At 34.5% G+C, this 18,985-nt stretch carries 12 protein-coding genes; 10 read left to right on the top strand and 2 right to left on the bottom strand.

The window, feature by feature from the left end; translation table 11 throughout:
* Positions 1 to 32 precede the first annotated feature (32 nt).
* From bsdtb5_RS19940 to bsdtb5_RS19910, 7 genes are all read left to right on the top strand, one after another.
* The gene (locus bsdtb5_RS19940; RefSeq protein WP_271716151.1) at positions 33 to 908 is read left to right on the top strand and encodes a carbohydrate ABC transporter permease; all 876 of its coding nucleotides are present in this window, start codon (positions 33 to 35) and stop codon (positions 906 to 908) included.
* Positions 908 to 1,768 (top strand): carbohydrate ABC transporter permease, encoded by an 861-nt coding sequence (locus bsdtb5_RS19935; protein WP_271713704.1) that lies wholly within the window; start codon positions 908 to 910, stop codon positions 1,766 to 1,768. The genes bsdtb5_RS19940 and bsdtb5_RS19935 overlap by 1 nt, the downstream gene beginning before the upstream one ends.
* A gap of 19 nt (positions 1,769 to 1,787) precedes the next feature.
* A complete protein-coding gene (locus tag bsdtb5_RS19930; protein ID WP_271713703.1) occupies positions 1,788 to 3,380 on the top strand; it encodes a glycoside hydrolase family 32 protein in 1,593 nt (530 codons plus the stop codon).
* On the top strand, positions 3,381 to 4,367 hold the full coding sequence (locus tag bsdtb5_RS19925) for a LacI family DNA-binding transcriptional regulator (protein ID WP_271713702.1): 987 nt from the start codon (positions 3,381 to 3,383) through the stop codon (positions 4,365 to 4,367).
* 339 nt (positions 4,368 to 4,706) lie between these two features.
* On the top strand, positions 4,707 to 6,902 hold the full coding sequence (locus bsdtb5_RS19920; protein WP_271713701.1) for an alpha-galactosidase: 2,196 nt from the start codon (positions 4,707 to 4,709) through the stop codon (positions 6,900 to 6,902).
* Positions 6,903 to 7,200: 298 nt separating this feature from the next.
* Positions 7,201 to 8,643 carry a sucrose phosphorylase gene (gene gtfA / locus bsdtb5_RS19915; RefSeq protein ID WP_271713700.1) on the top strand — a complete coding sequence of 481 codons (1,443 nt, stop codon included), beginning with the start codon at positions 7,201 to 7,203 and terminating at the stop codon, positions 8,641 to 8,643.
* 230 nt (positions 8,644 to 8,873) lie between these two features.
* On the top strand, positions 8,874 to 10,163 hold the full coding sequence (locus bsdtb5_RS19910) for a LysM peptidoglycan-binding domain-containing protein (protein ID WP_271713699.1): 1,290 nt from the start codon (positions 8,874 to 8,876) through the stop codon (positions 10,161 to 10,163).
* A gap of 134 nt (positions 10,164 to 10,297) precedes the next feature.
* On the opposite strand, the gene bsdtb5_RS19905 is transcribed toward bsdtb5_RS19910, so the two are convergent.
* Positions 10,298 to 11,824, bottom strand: coding sequence for a PucR family transcriptional regulator (locus tag bsdtb5_RS19905; RefSeq protein ID WP_271713698.1), 1,527 nt, complete (start codon positions 11,822 to 11,824; stop codon positions 10,298 to 10,300).
* Positions 11,825 to 12,443: 619 nt separating this feature from the next.
* Between bsdtb5_RS19905 and bsdtb5_RS19900 the strand changes: the two genes are divergently transcribed.
* Positions 12,444 to 15,257 (top strand): oxidoreductase, encoded by a 2,814-nt coding sequence (locus bsdtb5_RS19900; RefSeq protein ID WP_271713697.1) that lies wholly within the window; start codon positions 12,444 to 12,446, stop codon positions 15,255 to 15,257.
* A gap of 68 nt (positions 15,258 to 15,325) precedes the next feature.
* Positions 15,326 to 16,102 carry an SDR family NAD(P)-dependent oxidoreductase gene (locus tag bsdtb5_RS19895; protein ID WP_271713696.1) on the top strand — a complete coding sequence of 259 codons (777 nt, stop codon included), beginning with the start codon at positions 15,326 to 15,328 and terminating at the stop codon, positions 16,100 to 16,102.
* A 76-nt stretch (positions 16,103 to 16,178) separates the two neighbouring features.
* Here bsdtb5_RS19895 and bsdtb5_RS19890 read toward each other — a convergent pair whose 3' ends face one another.
* The gene (locus bsdtb5_RS19890) at positions 16,179 to 17,069 is read right to left on the bottom strand and encodes a LysR family transcriptional regulator (RefSeq protein WP_271713695.1); all 891 of its coding nucleotides are present in this window, start codon (positions 17,067 to 17,069) and stop codon (positions 16,179 to 16,181) included.
* A gap of 201 nt (positions 17,070 to 17,270) precedes the next feature.
* Here bsdtb5_RS19890 and mdcA point away from each other — a divergent pair, with 201 nt between their 5' ends.
* Positions 17,271 to 18,932, top strand: a complete 1,662-nt coding sequence (gene mdcA / locus bsdtb5_RS19885; protein ID WP_271713694.1) for a malonate decarboxylase subunit alpha — start codon at positions 17,271 to 17,273, stop codon at positions 18,930 to 18,932.
* The last annotated feature ends 53 nt before the right edge of the window (positions 18,933 to 18,985 follow it).

Below are 18,985 nucleotides of genomic sequence, written 5' to 3'. Positions count from 1 at the left end.
AGTTAAAAGGGAAAGGAAGATAAGTCGTGGGAATTAAAGATAAAAAAGAAGGCATCAAAACATTTACGATCTTTGCACTACCTGGATTGTTTGTCTTTGCTGCAGTGGTTATCATTCCGTTTTTATATGGTCTATACTTAACATTCACCGATTGGGACGGTATTTCTACCAATACATCAATAGTTGGAGCTGCGAATTATATTGAAGTTTTTAAAGATGCTGAGTTTTGGAAGTCATTATTACTTACGTTAAAATATGTTGTTTTTAGTGTAACTCTTGTTAATGTTGTGGCATTTTTCTTAGCATTTATCTTAACAAGTAAGTTGAAAGGCGTTAGTTTCTTTCGTACTGGATTCTTTACACCAAATTTAATTGGTGGTGTTATTCTAGGATTCATATGGCAATTTGTATTTTCTAGAGTATTGGTTAACTTAGGACATGAAGCAGGAATTGAATTTTTATCAAGATCCTTTTTAGCAGATCCAAACAAAGCTTTTTGGGCAATGGTAATCGTATCTGTTTGGCAAACAAGTGGATATATGATGTTAATCTATATTGCTGGATTTTCAGGAATCTCAACTGATGTACTAGAAGCAGCAAGTATTGACGGTGCGACAGGATTTCAAAAATTAAAGAGTATCACTGTTCCATTAATGGTTCCTTCTTTTGTAATCTGTATCTTCTTAACATTATCTAGATGTTTCATGGTATATGATCTTAACCTATCATTGACAGGTGGAGAACCTTACGGAACAACTATTATGGCAGCAATGCACGTATATAATAAAGCATTTACATCAAGACAATACGGTGTAGGTCAAGCAGAAGCACTTATTTTATTCCTAATGGTTGCAATCATTAGTGGTATTCAAATCTATGTTGGTAAAAGAAAAGAGGTGGAGGCATAATGTCAGATAACAGTATTGGTGGCTTTAAAGGCAAAATCAAAAAAATATGTATCTTTGTAGTTTTGATAGCAGTATTTCTTATCTATATGTTTCCATTTGCTTTAATCTTAATTAACTCCTTTAAAATGAAGAGAGAAATTATAACTTCTCCTTTAAAATTATTGAGTGAGAATGGACTGAATCTTGAAAATTTTCAAAAAGCTTATGAAAAAATGGATTTTATGAAGGCGTTTTCAAACTCCTTATTTATCACAGTTAGTGCAACACTTTTGGTTGTATTATTAGCGGCAATGACATCTTATTATTTCGTAAGAATCAATAATAAGATATCTAAGGTATTCTTTGCCTTAATGATTGCTTCTATGATCATTCCATTTCAAGCTATCATGGTTCCATTGGTATCAATTTATGGAGCAAAATTAGGATTATTAAACCATAGAACAACCTTAATATTTATGCATGTTGGATTTGCAATTAGTATGTCAGTATTTATATATCACGGATTTATAAAATCAAATATTCCAATTACATTGGAAGAAGCTGCATACCTAGATGGTTGTACTAAAACACAGACATTTTTTAAGATTATTTTCCCATTATTAAAACCAACAACAGCTACGTTAGTTATTCTTAATGTATTAGCGTTCTGGAATGACTTCCTTTTACCTTCCTTAGTATTGTCGACAGAGGATCTATTAACACTACCTCTTTCTACCTATAAGTTCTATGGAACTTATTCAGCAGACTTAGGAACAATTATGGCAGCATTAGTATTAACGGTGGCACCTATCTTAATATTATATTTATTCTTACAAAAATACATTATTAGCGGTGTAGTAGCAGGTGCAGTTAAATCTTAAGGATAAGTGAGGGATTGGTATGAAATATCAATTACAAATTACAAAACCTTATTTATGGATTCCAATAAAATTAGGTGGAGAGAAAACATTGGTAGAGATATATGCCAAAGAACAAAAGCAATTTGAGTTTCAGATACCAATTGTCAAAAGTTCAGAAGATGATATCAACTATGATTATTATGCATCAATTAATGTTGAACATTTAATAGGCGATACCATTGATATTATTGGTGATGCTAGTGACAAGTTTTTGGATGGAATCCAAAATAGAGAAACTGCACCCGTTAATTTAGAAGAAGAACGACCAGAGATTCACTTTACAGCACAAACGGGATGGATTAATGATCCGAATGGTTTGGTATATCATAACGGGGTGTATCATTTATACTTCCAATATAATCCGTTTGATGTAGAATGGGATAATATGAGCTGGGGACATGCAACGAGTGTTGATTTATTACATTGGACAATGCAAGATACAGTATTATGGCCAGATGAGCATGGTATGATGTTCTCCGGATGTGGAATTCGTAACGAGAAGGAACTACTTGGACTTAACAAAGAGGCAATTATCTATTATTATTCAGCTGCTGGAGATTCCACACCTTGGTCGAAAGGTAAAGAATTTACGCAAGGCATTGCATATAGTATGGATGGTGGTAAGCATCTAATCAAGTATAATAAGGCTAGAATTGGAACAATTGAGAAAGAAAACCGTGATCCAAAAGTATTCTGGCATGAACTATCTAAAGCTTACATTATGGTGCTATGGCTGAAAGAAGATGAATTTGCCATATTAAGAAGTAAAGATATGGAGCATTACGCCATCACACAAAGACTTCGTTTGGAAAAAGCCTTTGAATGCCCTGACCTATTCGAGTTAGAAGTGGATGGTAAGGAGAATGAGAAACATTGGGTGTTCTGGTGTGCAGATGGTTATTACTATATTGGTGAGTTTGATGGGTATACCTTTCATCAAGTAGAAGAAAGAAAGTTAGGATATTCTAATTCTCTACCATATGCTGCACAAACGATATCAGGGGTAAATAATCGAGTAATTACAATTCCATGGTTACGAACTAAATTTGTCAATCGACTTTATACAGGGGCCATGGGAATTCCAAGAGAATTAAAGCTAATTGATACAACAGAAGGATTGTTGTTACAACATAGACCATGTGCTGAATATGAATGTGCAAAGGTACTTAAGTATTCGGTAGATGTGACTAGAAAAAGAGAAGAAGAAAATGTAACAGTATATACGGAGAGTATATATAGTGACGGTCACCCGTTAGAAATAGAGATATTACTTACGGAAGGCGGAACGAACAACTTTAAGATTCTAATTGGCTCCAATGAAATACAAATTGATTTAGATAATAAACTAATTCACAGTATGGAGCAAGACATTTTAATTCCTTACCACTTTGAGTGGGAGAATTTAAATCTTATTATTGATCATGGAATAGTTGAATTAACGGCAAAAAACGGTATAATATATATAGTGTTTGAGCTACCAATTTATGAGAATCCAGATCATTATAGCATTCAATATAAGCAGGAAAATCAAATAAATAAGATTAATATTTTTGGATTAGAAATGAGGAATTAGATGGCAACGTTAAAAGATGTAGCAGCAAAATCAGGAGTTACAGTTACTACGGTCTCTAGAGTGTTAAACAATCGTGGATACATTAGTGAGGAAACAAGAGAAAAAGTATATAAAGCAATGAAAGAGCTTAATTATCAGCCGAATGAAATTGCAAGGTCACTATCAAAGCAAAAAAGTAATATTTTAGGTGTAATTGTGCCTCATATTGAACATCCTTATTTTGCAAAGCTAATTGAATATCTCGAGCGTGCTGCGTCAAAGCAAAATTATAGGATTATGCTTTGTAATTCTCACTCAGAATTCGAAAAAGAAATAGATTATTTAGAAATGTTTCAATCAAATCGAGTAGCAGGTATTATGCTATGTTCTAGTAATGTGGATATTGGAAAATTTATCTCACTTAATATTCCTGTGGTCAGCTATGAGCGTAATGTTGATGTTGGAACGACTAGTATAGAGTGTGATAACTTTCAAGGTGGTGTATTAGCTGCTACTCATTTGATAGAATGTGGATGCAAGAATCTTCTACATTTTTCTGGTATCGAAAATGAGAAAATGCCTGCCGATGAACGTTGCAATGGTTTTATACATGTTTGTCAAAAAGAGGGCGTTAGACATCAGGAAATACAATGTTTAGAAGATGATTATTATAAGATGGATTATCGTAATTTTATAGAAAAGGTTTTAAAAGAAAAACCTGAGGTAGATGGAATCTTCGCTAGTAGTGACGTAATTGCTGCTCAAGTAATTCAAGTTGCAAAGCGTGTGGGAAAATCAATACCTGACGATATAAAATTAGTTGGATTTGATGATGTTAATGTCGCAACATTAACATCACCAACGATAACAACAATCCATCAACCAGTTAAAGAAATGGCTTATGAAGCCATTGGTAGCTTAATTAAAAGTGCAGAAAATGCAATTGTACCATCAAAAATTATGCTACCAGTTTCTTTGATTAAAAGGGAATCCACAAGTCTAGAATAATGAAACTTTATAAATACCTATCCATTTTTTCGATGTAAAAAAGGATAGGTATTTTTGTTTAGAGGGGACAAAGCCTTATTTAGTGTATTGAGTGTATCTCGCTGTATCATTATGAATTTTGGCTACCTTTTCTTCAAGTAACATATTTTTTACAAGCCTCATGGCAAGCAAAAATACTCACTCGCGTTCCTATTTTTACTTTGAGTCTTGACAAAATATAAACGTTACTTTCAGCCGGACTACGCCTAAATTAATAATGATACATCGATATACACAATATAGACTGAGAAAGGCTTTTGACACTTTGTTCTAACAAAGCATAAACAAAAGGAGAATGCTATGGCGATTTTATATAATGAGAAATCCAGAATATTTACTATACATAGTAAATATTCTACTTATCAGATGCAGGTGGATCAGTATGATTATCTATTGCATTTATATTACGGGAGTAAGATTGAGAATCAGGAAATGAGTTATTTATTGCAATATAATGACCGTGGATTCTCAAGTAATCCTTATGAGGTAGGGAAAAATAGGACATATTCGCTTGATTTTCTACCACAGGAGTATTCTGTATTTGGGATGGGTGATTATAGAGAGAGTTGTCTTTCAGTGGTAAATGAGGATGGTAGTTATGATATTGAGTTAAAGTATGAGAATCATACTATTTATAAAGGAAAGAAGCTATTAGAAGGTCTTCCAGCAGCTTACGGATCAGAGGAAGAAGTGGAGACTCTTGAGATATGCTTAAGGGATAGGGTAACCAACCTAGAAGTGACGTTATCATATTCTGTTTTTTATGAATATGATGTGATTACAAGAAGTGTGAAGGTAAAGAATGGTGGCAGTAATGCAATCTGGTTGGATAGGGCGTTATCTGTTTGTCTGGATTTTGCGAACCGTTCTGACTTTGATTATATTACATTCTATGGAAAGCATACTTTTGAAAGACAGCTAGAACGTACCAAAGTTCGTCATGGGAAGACTACCGTTGATAGTGTTCGAGGGTGTTCTAGCCATCAACAGAATCCATTTGTAATCTTATGTGATAGTAATGCAAATGAGGTTTATGGAGAGTGTTATGGATTCTCCTTTGTATATAGTGGGAATTTTAAGGCAACTGTAGAACTTGATCAATTTAATCAGACTAGATTTGTTATGGGTATTAATGATACGGGATTTTCTTATCGTTTGCAAGCAGATGAAGAATTCATAGCACCAGAAGTTATTATGGCATATAGTGAGCATGGACTTGGAGAATTGTCGAGAAAGTATCATAAAGTGATTCAGAATCACGTATGTCGTGGAAAGTATAAAAAAGCAAGAAGACCAATATTAATCAATAATTGGGAAGCAACGTACTTTGATTTTACATCAGAAAAATTAGTAAGTATAGCCAGAGAAGCAAGTTCATTAGGAATAGAGATGCTAGTTATGGATGATGGATGGTTTGGTGTCCGTAATGATGATTATTCAGGACTTGGCGATTGGTTTGTTAATACAGATAAGATAAGTGGTGGACTTAAGAAGTTGGTTGAGGATGTCAATCAATGTGGCATGAAGTTTGGAATATGGTTTGAACCAGAGATGATAAATGAAGACAGTGAACTTTATCGTGAGCATCCAGAATGGTGTTTAAGAACACCAACAAGAAAAGGAAATAGAAGCAGATATCAATATGTCCTAGACATGACAAGGAAGGATGTTAGGGATTATTTGTATGATTGTATCTCGAAGATATTAGAGGAAGCCAATATTGAATATATCAAATGGGATATGAACCGTCACTTAACTAATGTGTATTCCTTAGGATTAGATAAAGAATCCCAAGGAGAAGTATATCACCGATATGTTCTTGGACTTTATGAGCTTCTAGAACGATTAATAAGCAAGTATCAAGATGTCCTATTCGAGGGATGCTCTGGCGGTGGTGGTAGATTTGATGCTGGAATGTTATATTATACTCCTCAGATCTGGACGTCTGATAATACGGATGCGATTGATCGACTTAAGATTCAGTATGGAACTAGCTTCTGCTATCCAATCTCTTCAATGGGAGCGCATGTTTCTGCAGTTCCTAATCATCAGACAGGACGTATTACACCTTTGAATACAAGAGGTATTGTTGCAATGTCAGGAACGTTTGGCTACGAGCTTGATGTTAACAAGATGACAAGTAGTGAAAAAGAAATGGTGAAGGAACAAGTTGAGCAATACAAAAAGCATTACAATACCATTAATTATGGGGATTATTATCGTATCACAGATCCATATCATGAAGAACGTTATATGGCATGGCAATTTGTTTCAGAGAATAAAGAGAAGATGCTTCTTCAATATGTGTTATTGAAGCCAGAATGTAATGCACCTATTGTGAATATTAAGTTGCAAGGATTAGAACCAGATCAAGTCTATACGGTAGTTGGAACCAGCGAAACGTATACAGGAAGCGCATTGATGAAAGCTGGATACCGAATCCCAGAGATGAATGGAGATTATACAGCAGTTCAAATAGAGTTTGAAGCAAGATAAACATTAGAGGGCAGAAGCCTTACTTTAGTTTATTGAGTGTATATCGCTGTATAATTATGAATTTTGGCTACCTTTCCTTCTAGTAACATATTTCTTACAAGCCTCAAAACAAGTGAAAAAATAATCACTCACGTTCCTATTTTCACTTTGAGTCTTGACGAAATATAAACGTTACTTTCAGCCGGATTACGCCAAAATTAATAATGATACATCGATATACACATTGTAGACGGAGAAAGGCTTCTAAATCAAATTATATTAGAAAGCAAGATAAAAACCAAAGAGAGAGGATAACACTATGAAAAAAATTGAGAATAAAATAATGTTAATTACCTATGCAGATTCCATGGGGAATAATTTGAAAGATTTAAAGGTTGTACTAAAAGATTATATCGGAGATGCTATTGGAGGAGTTCATCTACTTCCATTCTTCCCATCTAGTGGAGATAGAGGGTTTGCGCCTATGACATACCGTGAAGTGGATCCTGTATTTGGTGGATGGGAAGATGTAATGTCATTAGCGGATGATTATTATCTTATGTACGATTACATGATTAATCATATTTCTGCACAGAGCGAGTATTACAAGGACTTCTTAGCGAAAAAAGATTCCTCTGAATACAAAGATTTATTTATTCGTTATAAAGATTTCTGGGCAAATGGTGAACCAACTGAGGAAGAAGTTGATGCCATTTATAAGAGAAAACCTCGTGCTCCATATGTGGATGCAATATTTGCAGATGGTTCGAAGGAAAAAGTATGGTGTACTTTTGATGAAGAACAAATTGATATAAATTGCCCTCATGAATCCGCAAAGAAGTTCATCCGAGACAATTTACGTCACCTTTGTGAGCATGGTGCTGCAATTATTCGATTAGATGCTTTTGCGTATGCAACCAAGAAAGCAGGAAGTAGCTGCTTCTTCATCGAGCCAGAAGTATGGGATTTACTACATGAATGTGAAGATATCTTAAAAGAATATGGAGTGGCTATCTTACCAGAGATTCATGAACATTATACAATGCAACAGAAGATTGAGGATAAGGATTTCTATGTATATGATTTTGCATTACCAATGTTACTAATTAATGCATTATATTATGGAAACGGAAAATACTTAAAGAATTGGTTGAATATCTGCCCAAGAAAACAGTTTACAACACTAGATACTCATGATGGAATTGGTGTTGTAGATGTACGTGACTTATTACCAGATGAAGAAATTGATCGTACCAAAGAAGACATCTTCAAGTATGGTGCAAATGTAAAGAAAATCTACAATACAGCAGCTTACAACAATCTTGATATTTATCAAATCAATTGTACGTATTATTCCGCGCTTGGAGATGATGATGCAGCTTACCTTTGTTCTCGTGCAATTCAATTCTTTGCCCCAGGAATTCCTCAAGTATACTATGTAGGAATGTTAGCTGGTAAAAATGACTTGGAATTATTAGAGGAAACAAAAGTAGGAAGAAATATCAACCGCCATTACTACTCCATGGACGAAGTGGCTACAGAAGTAGAGCGTCCAGTTGTTAACGAACTTCTTGAATTAATGAGATTTAGAAATAGTCATAAAGCATTTGATGGTGAATTTATCTTAAATGAAAGTGATGAAAATATCGTTCATATTACAAGAAAATGTGGCGAGCATAGAGCGGATTTATATGTTGATTTAAAAGATAAGAGTTACAAAATTACTTATACTGAAGATGGAAGATTAGTAGAATATAAGTAAAGTAAATCAACTGTTTGGTTGCTTAAAATTACAAACTAGGTTGAATAAGTATTATACAATTTAAAAAGAGGTCGTCACACGTTGTTTATCACTGTGTGACAACCTCTTTTTGTTAATACAAGCCAAAAGTATGAGCTCTTTTGATAAATTATGCTTAGTTGTTTAGATTTGCACTTAATCATATAATCTATATGAATTGCATATATTTATAAAAAATATCTGAGGCCGTTATGTTAATTCATGTAGTAAAACCCGGTGAAACGATACAATCAATTGCTAATGATTATGAAGTCCCTTTAACAAGATTAATATTGGATAATGGATTGAATACACCATATCAATTAGTCACGGGGCAATGCATAGTGATAGCAAATGCAAAAATAACCTATACAGTAAAACAAGGAGATACACTAATTGGTATTGCTAGTTATTTTAATGTGGAAATAAATCAAATATTGATTAACAATCCTTTTCTTATGGAGAAACAATACATCTATCCTGGCCAAACACTTGTGATTGCGTACCCTAAAAAGGGAAAAATTACTACGCATGGTAACACGGTTCCATATATAGATATCGATACTCTTAAGAAGACATTGCCTTATCTAACGTATCTTTCGGTATTGAATTACACAGCTACGAAGGAAGGAGAAATTATTACATATAATGATGATACAGACATTATTAAAACAGCAAAAGAATATGGTGTAGTGCCACTTATGTTATTAACTACATTGACCATACAGGGCGAGGCGGACATAAGAACTGCATATGATATATTATTAAATGAAACTTTTCAGAATAAACAGATTGATAATATCCTAAAAATATTAAAAACAAAAGGGTATAAGGGTATCAATATATCTTTTGAATATATTAGTATATCAAATTTTAAATTATATGAAACTTACTTTACAAAAATAGAAAAAAGATTAAAGGATGAAGGTTATCTTGTATTTGTAACAATCAACACAAATATTACAAATATAGATAATCAAATTTATTTTGAAAGAGTTGACTATACCATTCTAGGTCAGTTAGCTAATAATATTATTTTTATGAACTATGAGTGGGCAACGAACATTAACCCACCATCTCCAATTAGTTCGATTTATAATATAAATGCCTTTCTAGAATATGCGGGTAAATTAATTTCGCTAGATAGAGTAATAATTGGCTTAGCGACAATAGGATACGACTGGGAACTACCATATTCCGCTGGTTTATCAAGAGTTTATCCACTGACCTTAGAAAGAGCAGTTGATTTAGCACGTAATAAAGAAGTGATAATTCAATTTGATGAAAAATCACAGACTCCTTTTTATAAATATATGCAAGAAAGTAATGGCCGAACGATTGAACATATTGTTTGGTTTATTGATGCGAGAAGTATTAATTCTTTATTAGATTTAGTAATGAAATATAAATTACATGGAATTGGAATTTTTAATATTACGATATATAATCCTCAATTATGGTTAGTAATTAATTCTCAATTTGATATTGAGAAAATAAAGTGACATAGTGCGTAACTATTACGTTCAATGGAGAAATTCAATAGAATTTTGAGTTGTTCTTTATATAAATAATTTATAAAAAATCTTGCAAGAATCTTTGCAAGATTTTTATAGTTAAAAGAGCGTAAAATCTATTATCAAGGAATCTGTATCGTATTAAGCTTATTATATCGATCAATAAGAAAGCTAAGTCTAAGAAGAAAATTGGAATTCGTGTTCTCTAAGTCAATGGAGCATAGTTCTGTAATGCGATTTAGTCGATATACTAGTGAATTACGATGGATATATAGATTTTCAGCAGCTAACTTAATACTACATCCTTTCTCTAAATATGTATAAAGTGTCTCGTAGAGATTGGTATTATTTTTGCAGTCTTGTTGTCTTAAGATTGCTAGAGCAGGATGGCAGAAGCGTCCTAGCTGATCTGGATTCTTAATCTCTGAGAATAGATCAAATACTTGATAGTTAAGGTAAGAGAATACGTTTTCTTCTGGATTTAATTTTTGACCAAGCTCTAATGCTACATTTGCTTGGTTGTAATAGTTTATAAAGTTTTCAATATTAGAAAAAGAATTACTTATTCCAATGCGTACGCTTTCAGAAGCAGAAAACTTTTTTATAGCGTTTAATAGATCCGTCTCAATTTGAGTCTCCCCTTTGACTGGAATAACAGCAACCATTCCGCTTTTATGATAAGTGACATGGGTTCCTGGTATGTATTTTTTTAAGTTTCTATAGGTGAAGTCTTTTAAATATTGGCGCCCTAGATATTTAGTTGGGCGGATCAATAGCACACACATTTTTGTGGGAAAGTGAATACCAGAGAGCTTTGATTCAATTACATCCGAAGGAGCCCCAATTAATAAATCATATAATACTTGCTGATAGAGAGTGCTCTCCTCGAATAAGTCTTTGGCATGAAATGAAATCGTATAACTAATAATATTACTTACTGTACTTAACATTTCATAATGGGAAGGAAGAAATCGGTTGTCACCTTCAATTAGTAATAGAAATCCAATTTGGATGCGATTATGAAATACCTTACAACTTAATTTGCGGTAAGGGGAGCTATTACAAGTAACTTCGACAGCAGCAGTATTCATGGAGGCATGCCTAATGGGTTCTAATTCTTTTACTTCTTTAATAAATTCATAGGAGCAGTACCCTTGTTTGATATTATCTTTCCAAAGTGGATCAATAACAGGAATGGTAGTTGAACTAGCTATTATTTTAAAATGCATATCACAAAAAAGTAAGGAACATCCAAGACTTACAGATGCAGCATCTATGACAGCTTCAATACTTTTGGTTTGATCTGCGAGTTTTGTTAGCTCTTTATAGATCCCTTTACTTCTTCTGGTTTCTATGATCGATTTTGCCTCATTAAATATAGAAAATAAAGATTCCTCAGGAACAAACGCTAAATTTTCTACAGGGAGAGAAGAGTCCAACAATTTATCTTTATGAGCAAGAATACATTGGGATGGAATTAATTCACAATCCCCTAATTGTTTATCATAACCAAAGTAAAGAATGCTTTTATTCTTTTCATGCTTGTTATCCAATAAAGCAACATCATGAATCTCTAAATGTTCGCTTGATGATATAATATCAAGGGTATAATCCTTGGATAATAGTTCGATTAACTTTGCAAATGTCATAATCTATTCCTCGTTTCAATTTAGTAAATATAGTTAAGTTATTCTGTTATATAGCCTCTATGTAACACAAAGTTAAGGGTGTTACATAAAGAATTTAATAATATACTTTGACCTCAACATCATATAATGAAATGCTCGAGAAATGACCTGTATCATAATCTAGCCTGGTAATTTGCACAAAACAGAAAAAGAGAATGCGCCTTTGAATATGTATTAGAAGTTCTTGTTCTCGGATCATTTCGTGTTATATTCTAGGACAGATCTGTTTGAGCGAAGCGAGTTATCTGTACTAGAATATGTTTTACACAAAATGATCTGAGAACTAGAAATTCTTATACATGTTCAATGAAGTATGAGTTTTTCTGTTTTGTGCAAATTGCCTAGACTATCCCTCAAACAGGTCATTTGAGGGGAGAACCATATATTGTGGCTATAATCTAACTTTAGTGCACCATGAACAAATTGTCAAATATTTATCATTCATAATACACATTGTAAAATTATAATAAAAACTGTATTATTATGGTAGATTGAGTCCATGACTTAATGATATACGCAATATGAAGATACTATTCGAATATTGGGGTAGCATCTGGAACTAGAAAGGTAAGGATAAGGTATGTATAAAAAGTTATTTGAACCAGGCAAAATAGGATCAGTAAGCATTAAAAATCGTTTGGTTATGTCTCCAATGGGGTGCGGGCTTGCTAATTTAGATGGAACTCCTTCCGATGAAATGATTGCATTCTATGAAGCAAGAGCAATTGGTGGAGCAGGACTGATAATTCCAGAAATAACACGTGTTAATGATCAACATGGAGCTGGTCTAATGAGACAGCTATCGGTTACCAAAGACAAACATATTGCACCACTAGCAAGATTAGCAGCAGCAGTACATAAGCATGGTACTAAGATATTTATTCAATTACATCATCCAGGAAGAGAAACAGTTTCTGCACTTCTTGGTGGTCAGCCAGTTGTTGCACCATCTGAGATTCCATGTAAATATCTAAAACAACAAACACGTGCTTTACAGACAGAAGAAGTCAAACAATTAATCAAGCAATTTATTGATGGAGCAGTTAGAGTACAAAAAGCAGGCTGTGACGGTGTTGAATTACACGCTGCACATGGATATTTGTTACAACAATTTCTTTCTCCATATACGAATAAAAGAGAAGATGAATACGGCGGTAGCTTTGAGAATAGACTTAGAATCATCGTGGAAATAATTGAAGGAATTCGTAAAGAATGTGGAGAAGACTTCCCAATTGGTGTAAGATTAAGTGTAGAAGAATTCCTAGATAAGACTGGGGTAGAAGAAGACTACATTCATATCCAAGATGGTGTGAAGATTGCAATGGCACTAGAACAGGCAGGAGTTAATTTCATTGATGCTAGTTGTGGTTTGTATGAAACAGGAATGACTAGTGTTGAACCAATCTCATTTGCACAGGGTTGGAGAAAAGATATGATCGCAGCAGTAAAGAGTCATGTGAAAGTACCAGTTCTTGCAGTTTCTGTCATTCGTGATCCAGCCGTTGCTGAACAATTATTAGAAGATGGTGTTCAAGACTTTATCTCTATGGGTCGTTCTTGGCTTGCAGATGAGGCATGGGGCAAAAAGGTACAAGAAGGTAGAGAGAAAGAATTAAGAAAATGTATCTCTTGTCTACGTTGCTTCCAAAGTTTAAATGAATACAATGCAGCTGGTCTACCATTAGAATGTTCCTTAAATCCAAGACTTGCAAAAGAAAAACAATTTGGAGATCTTGTACAAGATACAAAAGGGCATAACGTAGTTGTTATTGGTGGAGGCCCAGCAGGAATGTGTGCAGCTGAGACACTTGCACTTCGTGGAGTAAAAGTTACTCTAATTGACCGTCAAAGTGAGCTTGGTGGAACTGTAAATATTGCAAAGAAACCACCATTAAAAGAACGTATGCAATGGGTTGCAGACTATTATAGAAATCAATTTGATCGTCTAGGAGTAGAAGTTAAGTTAGATACAGAAGCAACTGCTGACGTAATTATGTCTTATCATCCTGATGCAGTAATTCTTGCGACTGGTTCAACATCCATCGTTCCATGTAGTATACCAGGAGTAAATGGAAAGAATGTGTATACAGTAGAATCTGTATTATCCGGTGAAGCAGGATTAAAGGATAAGAATGTTGCAATTATTGGTGCAGGGTTAACAGGACTTGAGACAGCAGAATATCTTGGAACTGCAGGAAACAAGGCAACTATGATAGATATGCTAGATAAAGTAGCTCCTAATGCAAACCATACGAATGTAGCAGATGTATGTGGAAGATTAGCGAAATCTGATGTTAAATATATGTTAGGTTATTCCCTAAAGGAAATTACAGAAGATGGCGTTGTTGTAGAAAAGTTAGAGGATCATCAAGAAACAAAAGTGTCAGTAGATGCAGTAGTACTTTCTCTAGGATTTAGACCAGATCAATCTCTGGTTTCTGAATTAGAAGGAAGAGGCGTGCTTGTAAAGGTAATTGGAAGTGCAATCAAAGATGGTCCAATAGCTCCAGCGGTACGTACAGCATATCAAGTAGGACGTGAATTATTTGCTGAGAATAAGAATACTCCAAGTTTTCTAATTGCAAAAGAGGACTTATCCAATTTTGGTAAGGTATCATTAATGGATAATCAAGAAGGTCTTTATATCAGTTATTTAACAGATCCAGCGGCTATTGCAAGAATATTACCAGCACCATTAAAACCATTCTCAATGCCAGTAGTTACGTTGTCTATCTGCCATGTAAATAATCCAACCTTTGCAGACGATTACTATGAAGCAATCTTGGGTGTTTATGCAACATACGGTAAGACTCTTGGTTTATATCCAGTAGGACTCGTACTTGGTGGCTCTGGAGCTGAGATGGCAGTACAATGTGGTAGAGATAATGGAAGCATCCCTAAGAAATTAGGAGCAGACTTTGTTATTCGAAGAAATGGAGATTCTGTAACTGCTTCTGTTACAAGAAGAGGAACACAACTAGTGGAAGCAAGTGCGAAGCTAGGAGAATACAACAGCCCATTAACAGCAGCACTTTATCAATTCCCAGCAGAAGGAAAACAAACATTTGGAGGCGGTTTCTATTTCCATATTGATCGTATTCCTGATGAAAGTGGTGTATCTCATTTTGAAAATGGCGCATTACTTATGAATCAATGCGAATATAATTATCAGTCATGGGAACCTGCAGATGTATCCTTGAATTTAAAATCAAGTATTGATGACCCATGGGCTGAACTTCCAATCAACACGATTATTGGAGGTGGTTATTCTAAGAATAGCTTATTAGTACATAAATTAAACTTAATGGAAAAATTAAATGCAGATGATATTGTTCCATATCTATTAACAGGACGTTATGATCGAACTGCCTTTATGGAAACTGGTCGTATCTAGAGAGTTCTAATAATACAAAAATCGAGGGAGCAAAGCTTACCTCTTGAATATAAGAAAGGGTGTATAACATGGAGAATTTATTTAATTTAACAGGAAAAGTAGCAGTAGTAACAGGAGCAAGTTCAGGACTAGGAGCAGATGCAGCACTTGCATATGCAAAAGCAGGAGCAGATGTAGCATTACTAGCAAGAAGAGTTGAAAAACTAGAAGCCGTAAAAGAAGAAATTGAGAAAACAGGACGCAAAGTAATCGCTGTTGGTTGCGATGTAACCAAAGAAGAAAGCGTTAAGGAAGCAATGCAAACTGTTTTGGATACATTTGGTCATATTGACATTTTATTAAATAATGCTGGTGTTGCTGTACGTGGTGGAGTAGATAGCATGTCCGTAGAAGATTGGGATAAATCCTTTGATACGAACGTAAAAGGAATCTTCTTAGCAAGTAAATATGTAATTCCACAGATGAAAGAAAGAGGTTATGGTAAAATCGTTAATATAGCTTCTGTTAACGCAATTATTGCTGACAAACAGGATATGTTTATCAGACATTCTTACAACGCATCCAAATCAGCAGTACTTGGTTTAACAAAAGGTATGGCATGTTCTTACGCAAGATATGGTATCACTGTTAATGCTGTAGGACCAGCATTATTTGAATCAGAGATGACTTCTGGAACATTATTCAAATCAGAACAATTCCTAAATGGTTATAATGCAGTAAATCCTGCAGGTCGTCCAGGAAATAGAGGAGAATTAAATGGTACAGTTCTTTATCTATCAAGTGATGCATCTAGCTATGTACAAGGTCAATTCATTGTTGTAGATGGTGGCGGAGCTCTTGTATAATCTAAAATAAAATAAGTAAAAAAATCATAAAAATTAAATGCCAGGGACTGCTAAATACAGCTCCTGGCATTTTTACTTATTTTTCTTCTTCTTGCGCGCGAAGATTATTAAAATAATCAATAGTAAATTGTCGAAATAATCTTGCAGCAAGAGGAAGATAGCGTTCGCCTGAAAAAGACAAGGATATCGTACGTTCGCATATGGGTTCCTCAATGTGTAGGAGTTTTATAGAGGAGCTAGTAGTACCACCCCACGAAATAGAAGGCATAAAGGCAATTCCTTGACCAGCTCTTATTAAGCCACGAACCATGGCCGGATCATCACTTTCAAAGATGATATTAGGAGTGAATCCAGCGTACTTACAGAAGGCGTCTGTTATTTCTCTTAAATCCTTACCACGTTTTAAACTAATAAACTCATCGTGTGCAACTTCATTTAATCTAATACTATTACGTTTCGCTAGCGCATGTTCTGACGGTACAGCTAAAAATATTTCTTCTGTAATCAAGGGAATATTATTGTTATTTTCTAATTTAAGCGCTGATGAATAGATGCAAAAGTCAAAGGTAACTGGCGATACAGAACTAGAATGGTGTTGAATTAAATCAAAATTAATATGTGGATATTGCTTATGAAAGGAAGCTAATAAGTCTGGTATTAGACTTGATGCAGATAGTATTACTAGTTTAATATCACCAAAGGTTTTCTGCGATAAGTCGTTTAGTTCATTTTTTCCATTCTCTAAAGCTGTTAATGCTTGATTAACACTCTTTAAGAAAGTCTTTCCATACTCATTCAAATAGATATACTTCCCCCTACGATCAAATAATAATACATCCAGTTCTTTTTCTAATAGTGATATTGTCTTACTTAGGGCAGGCTGAGGAATATGAAGTTCTTCGGCTGCTCGCGTCATATGCTCAAGACGAGCTACGGTCTGAAAATATTTCAATTGTAATAGTTCCATAAAGCCACCTTTTCCATACATCATAATGTATCAATATAATACACTATTATATATTAGACGTTATATAAATATCAAGCTTATAATAAGAGAATAAATTAGTAAATGAGTACGATTTTAATTATTGAAGTAGAAATAAAATTGGAAGTAAGCAGCTTCAATTGTTTTTATTAAAATTGTTATTCCAAGAAAGGGGAAGAAACCATGGATATATCAAAATTAACAAATGATTCAAGACGTTCATGGACAACTCGTCGTGAAAAAAAAGCACGGCAGATTGCTAAGGTACAAAAATTAGTTAATGGACAAGTAATACCTACAGACAAAATTGTGGAGGCGCTAGAGGCACTTATCATGCCTGGTGATTGCGTAGCATTAGAGGGTAATAATCAAAAGCAAGCGTCGTTTCTTTCAAGTGCATTGAATCAAGTAAATCCTGATAAAGTGAATAACTTACATATGGTTATGTCAAGTATCTCTAGACCAGAGCACCTTGATATTTTTGAAAAAGGAATTGCAAAGCTTCTAGATTTCTCTTTTGCAGGTCCTCAAAGTCTTCGCATGGCTCAGATGATTGAAGATGGAACAGTGACAGTTGGTTCGATACATACTTACCTTGAATTATATGGAAGATTATTTGTTGATCTTACACCAAATATCGCTTTAGTAGCAGCAGATAAAGCGGATGCCCAAGGTAATCTTTATACTGGTCCTAATACAGAAGAGACACCAACCATTGTTGAAGCCACAGCATTTCGTGATGGAATTGTTATTGCTCAGGTAAATGAATTAACAGATGAGCTACCTAGAGTGGATATACCTGGTTCATGGGTAGATTTTGTAGTTGTATCAGATAAGCCATACCAATTAGAGGCTTTATTTACAAGAGATCCAAGACAGATTAGTGAAATGCATATTCTTATGGGAATGATGGCAATTAGAGGAATCTATGAACGTCATAACATACAATCTTTGAATCATGGAGTAGGTTTTAATACAGCAGCAATCGAATTACTACTTCCAACTTATGGTGAATCACTTGGATTAAAGGGTAGGATATGTAAGAACTGGGCTCTTAATCCACACCCAACTTTAATCCCTGCTATTGAGTCCGGATGGGTAGATAGTGTTCACTGTTTCGGTGGTGAAGTAGGAATGGAAAAGTATGTAGCAGCAAGACCAGATATATTCTTCACAGGTAAGGATGGAAGTCTTCGTTCAAATCGTGCAATGTGCCAAGTTGCTGGACAATACGCAGTAGATGCATTTGTAGGTTCTACTCTTCAAATGGATGCTTACGGTAATTCATCAACAGTTACACTTGGAAGACTTGCAGGTTATGGAGGAGCTCCTAATATGGGTTCCGATCCACATGGAAGAAGACATTCTTCAGATGCATGGCTAAATATGATAACAGGAGAAAGTGAAATTCAACGTGGTAAAAAATTAGTTATCCAAATGGTTGAAACATTCCAACAAGGAAATAAACCGGTCTTTGTAGAATCTTTAGATGCAATCAAAGTTGGACAAGATGCTAAGTTACCAATCGCTCCTGTTATGGTATATGGTGATGACGTTACACATGTAGTAACAGAAGAAGGAATTGCTTATCTATATAAAGCTCAGAATGAAGAAGAACGAAAACAAGCGCTAGCTGCCATTGCTGGTGTTACTCCACTAGGAAAAGAAAGTACTGCAGATCTAAAACAAAGATTAAGAGAAAATGGAGTAATAGCATTCCCAGAAGATCTAAAAGTAAAACGTACTGATGCAAAACGTTCTTTACTTGCAGCAAGAAGTATCGACGACCTTGTTGATTGGTCCGGCGGATTATATGAACCACCAGCAAAGTTCCGTAGTTGGTAAAATAGTAATAGAAGATAAATTGATATGTTTAAAAAATGATCAATAAGGATTTG

Source organism: Anaeromicropila herbilytica (genome assembly GCF_016591975.1).
Classification (GTDB): Bacteria; Bacillota; Clostridia; order Lachnospirales; family Lachnospiraceae; genus Anaeromicropila; species Anaeromicropila herbilytica.
The sequence above is the reverse complement of the archived record's forward strand: the minus strand, read 5'-3'. Positions and strand labels throughout refer to the sequence as shown.

What these genes read in the sequence shown, in the direction of transcription:
- bsdtb5_RS19935 (WP_271713704.1), top strand. Translation starts at nt 908, where the DNA reads ATGTCAGATAACAGTATTGGTGGCTTTAAAGGCAAAATCAAAAAAATA.
- bsdtb5_RS19930 (WP_271713703.1), top strand. Translation starts at nt 1,788, where the DNA reads ATGAAATATCAATTACAAATTACAAAACCTTATTTATGGATTCCAATA.
- bsdtb5_RS19925 (WP_271713702.1), top strand. Translation starts at nt 3,381, where the DNA reads ATGGCAACGTTAAAAGATGTAGCAGCAAAATCAGGAGTTACAGTTACT.
- bsdtb5_RS19920 (WP_271713701.1), top strand. Translation starts at nt 4,707, where the DNA reads ATGGCGATTTTATATAATGAGAAATCCAGAATATTTACTATACATAGT.
- gtfA (WP_271713700.1), top strand. Translation starts at nt 7,201, where the DNA reads ATGAAAAAAATTGAGAATAAAATAATGTTAATTACCTATGCAGATTCC.
- bsdtb5_RS19910 (WP_271713699.1), top strand. Translation starts at nt 8,874, where the DNA reads ATGTTAATTCATGTAGTAAAACCCGGTGAAACGATACAATCAATTGCT.
- bsdtb5_RS19905 (WP_271713698.1), bottom strand. Translation starts at nt 11,824, where the DNA reads ATGACATTTGCAAAGTTAATCGAACTATTATCCAAGGATTATACCCTT.
- bsdtb5_RS19900 (WP_271713697.1), top strand. Translation starts at nt 12,444, where the DNA reads ATGTATAAAAAGTTATTTGAACCAGGCAAAATAGGATCAGTAAGCATT.
- bsdtb5_RS19895 (WP_271713696.1), top strand. Translation starts at nt 15,326, where the DNA reads ATGGAGAATTTATTTAATTTAACAGGAAAAGTAGCAGTAGTAACAGGA.
- bsdtb5_RS19890 (WP_271713695.1), bottom strand. Translation starts at nt 17,069, where the DNA reads ATGGAACTATTACAATTGAAATATTTTCAGACCGTAGCTCGTCTTGAG.
- mdcA (WP_271713694.1), top strand. Translation starts at nt 17,271, where the DNA reads ATGGATATATCAAAATTAACAAATGATTCAAGACGTTCATGGACAACT.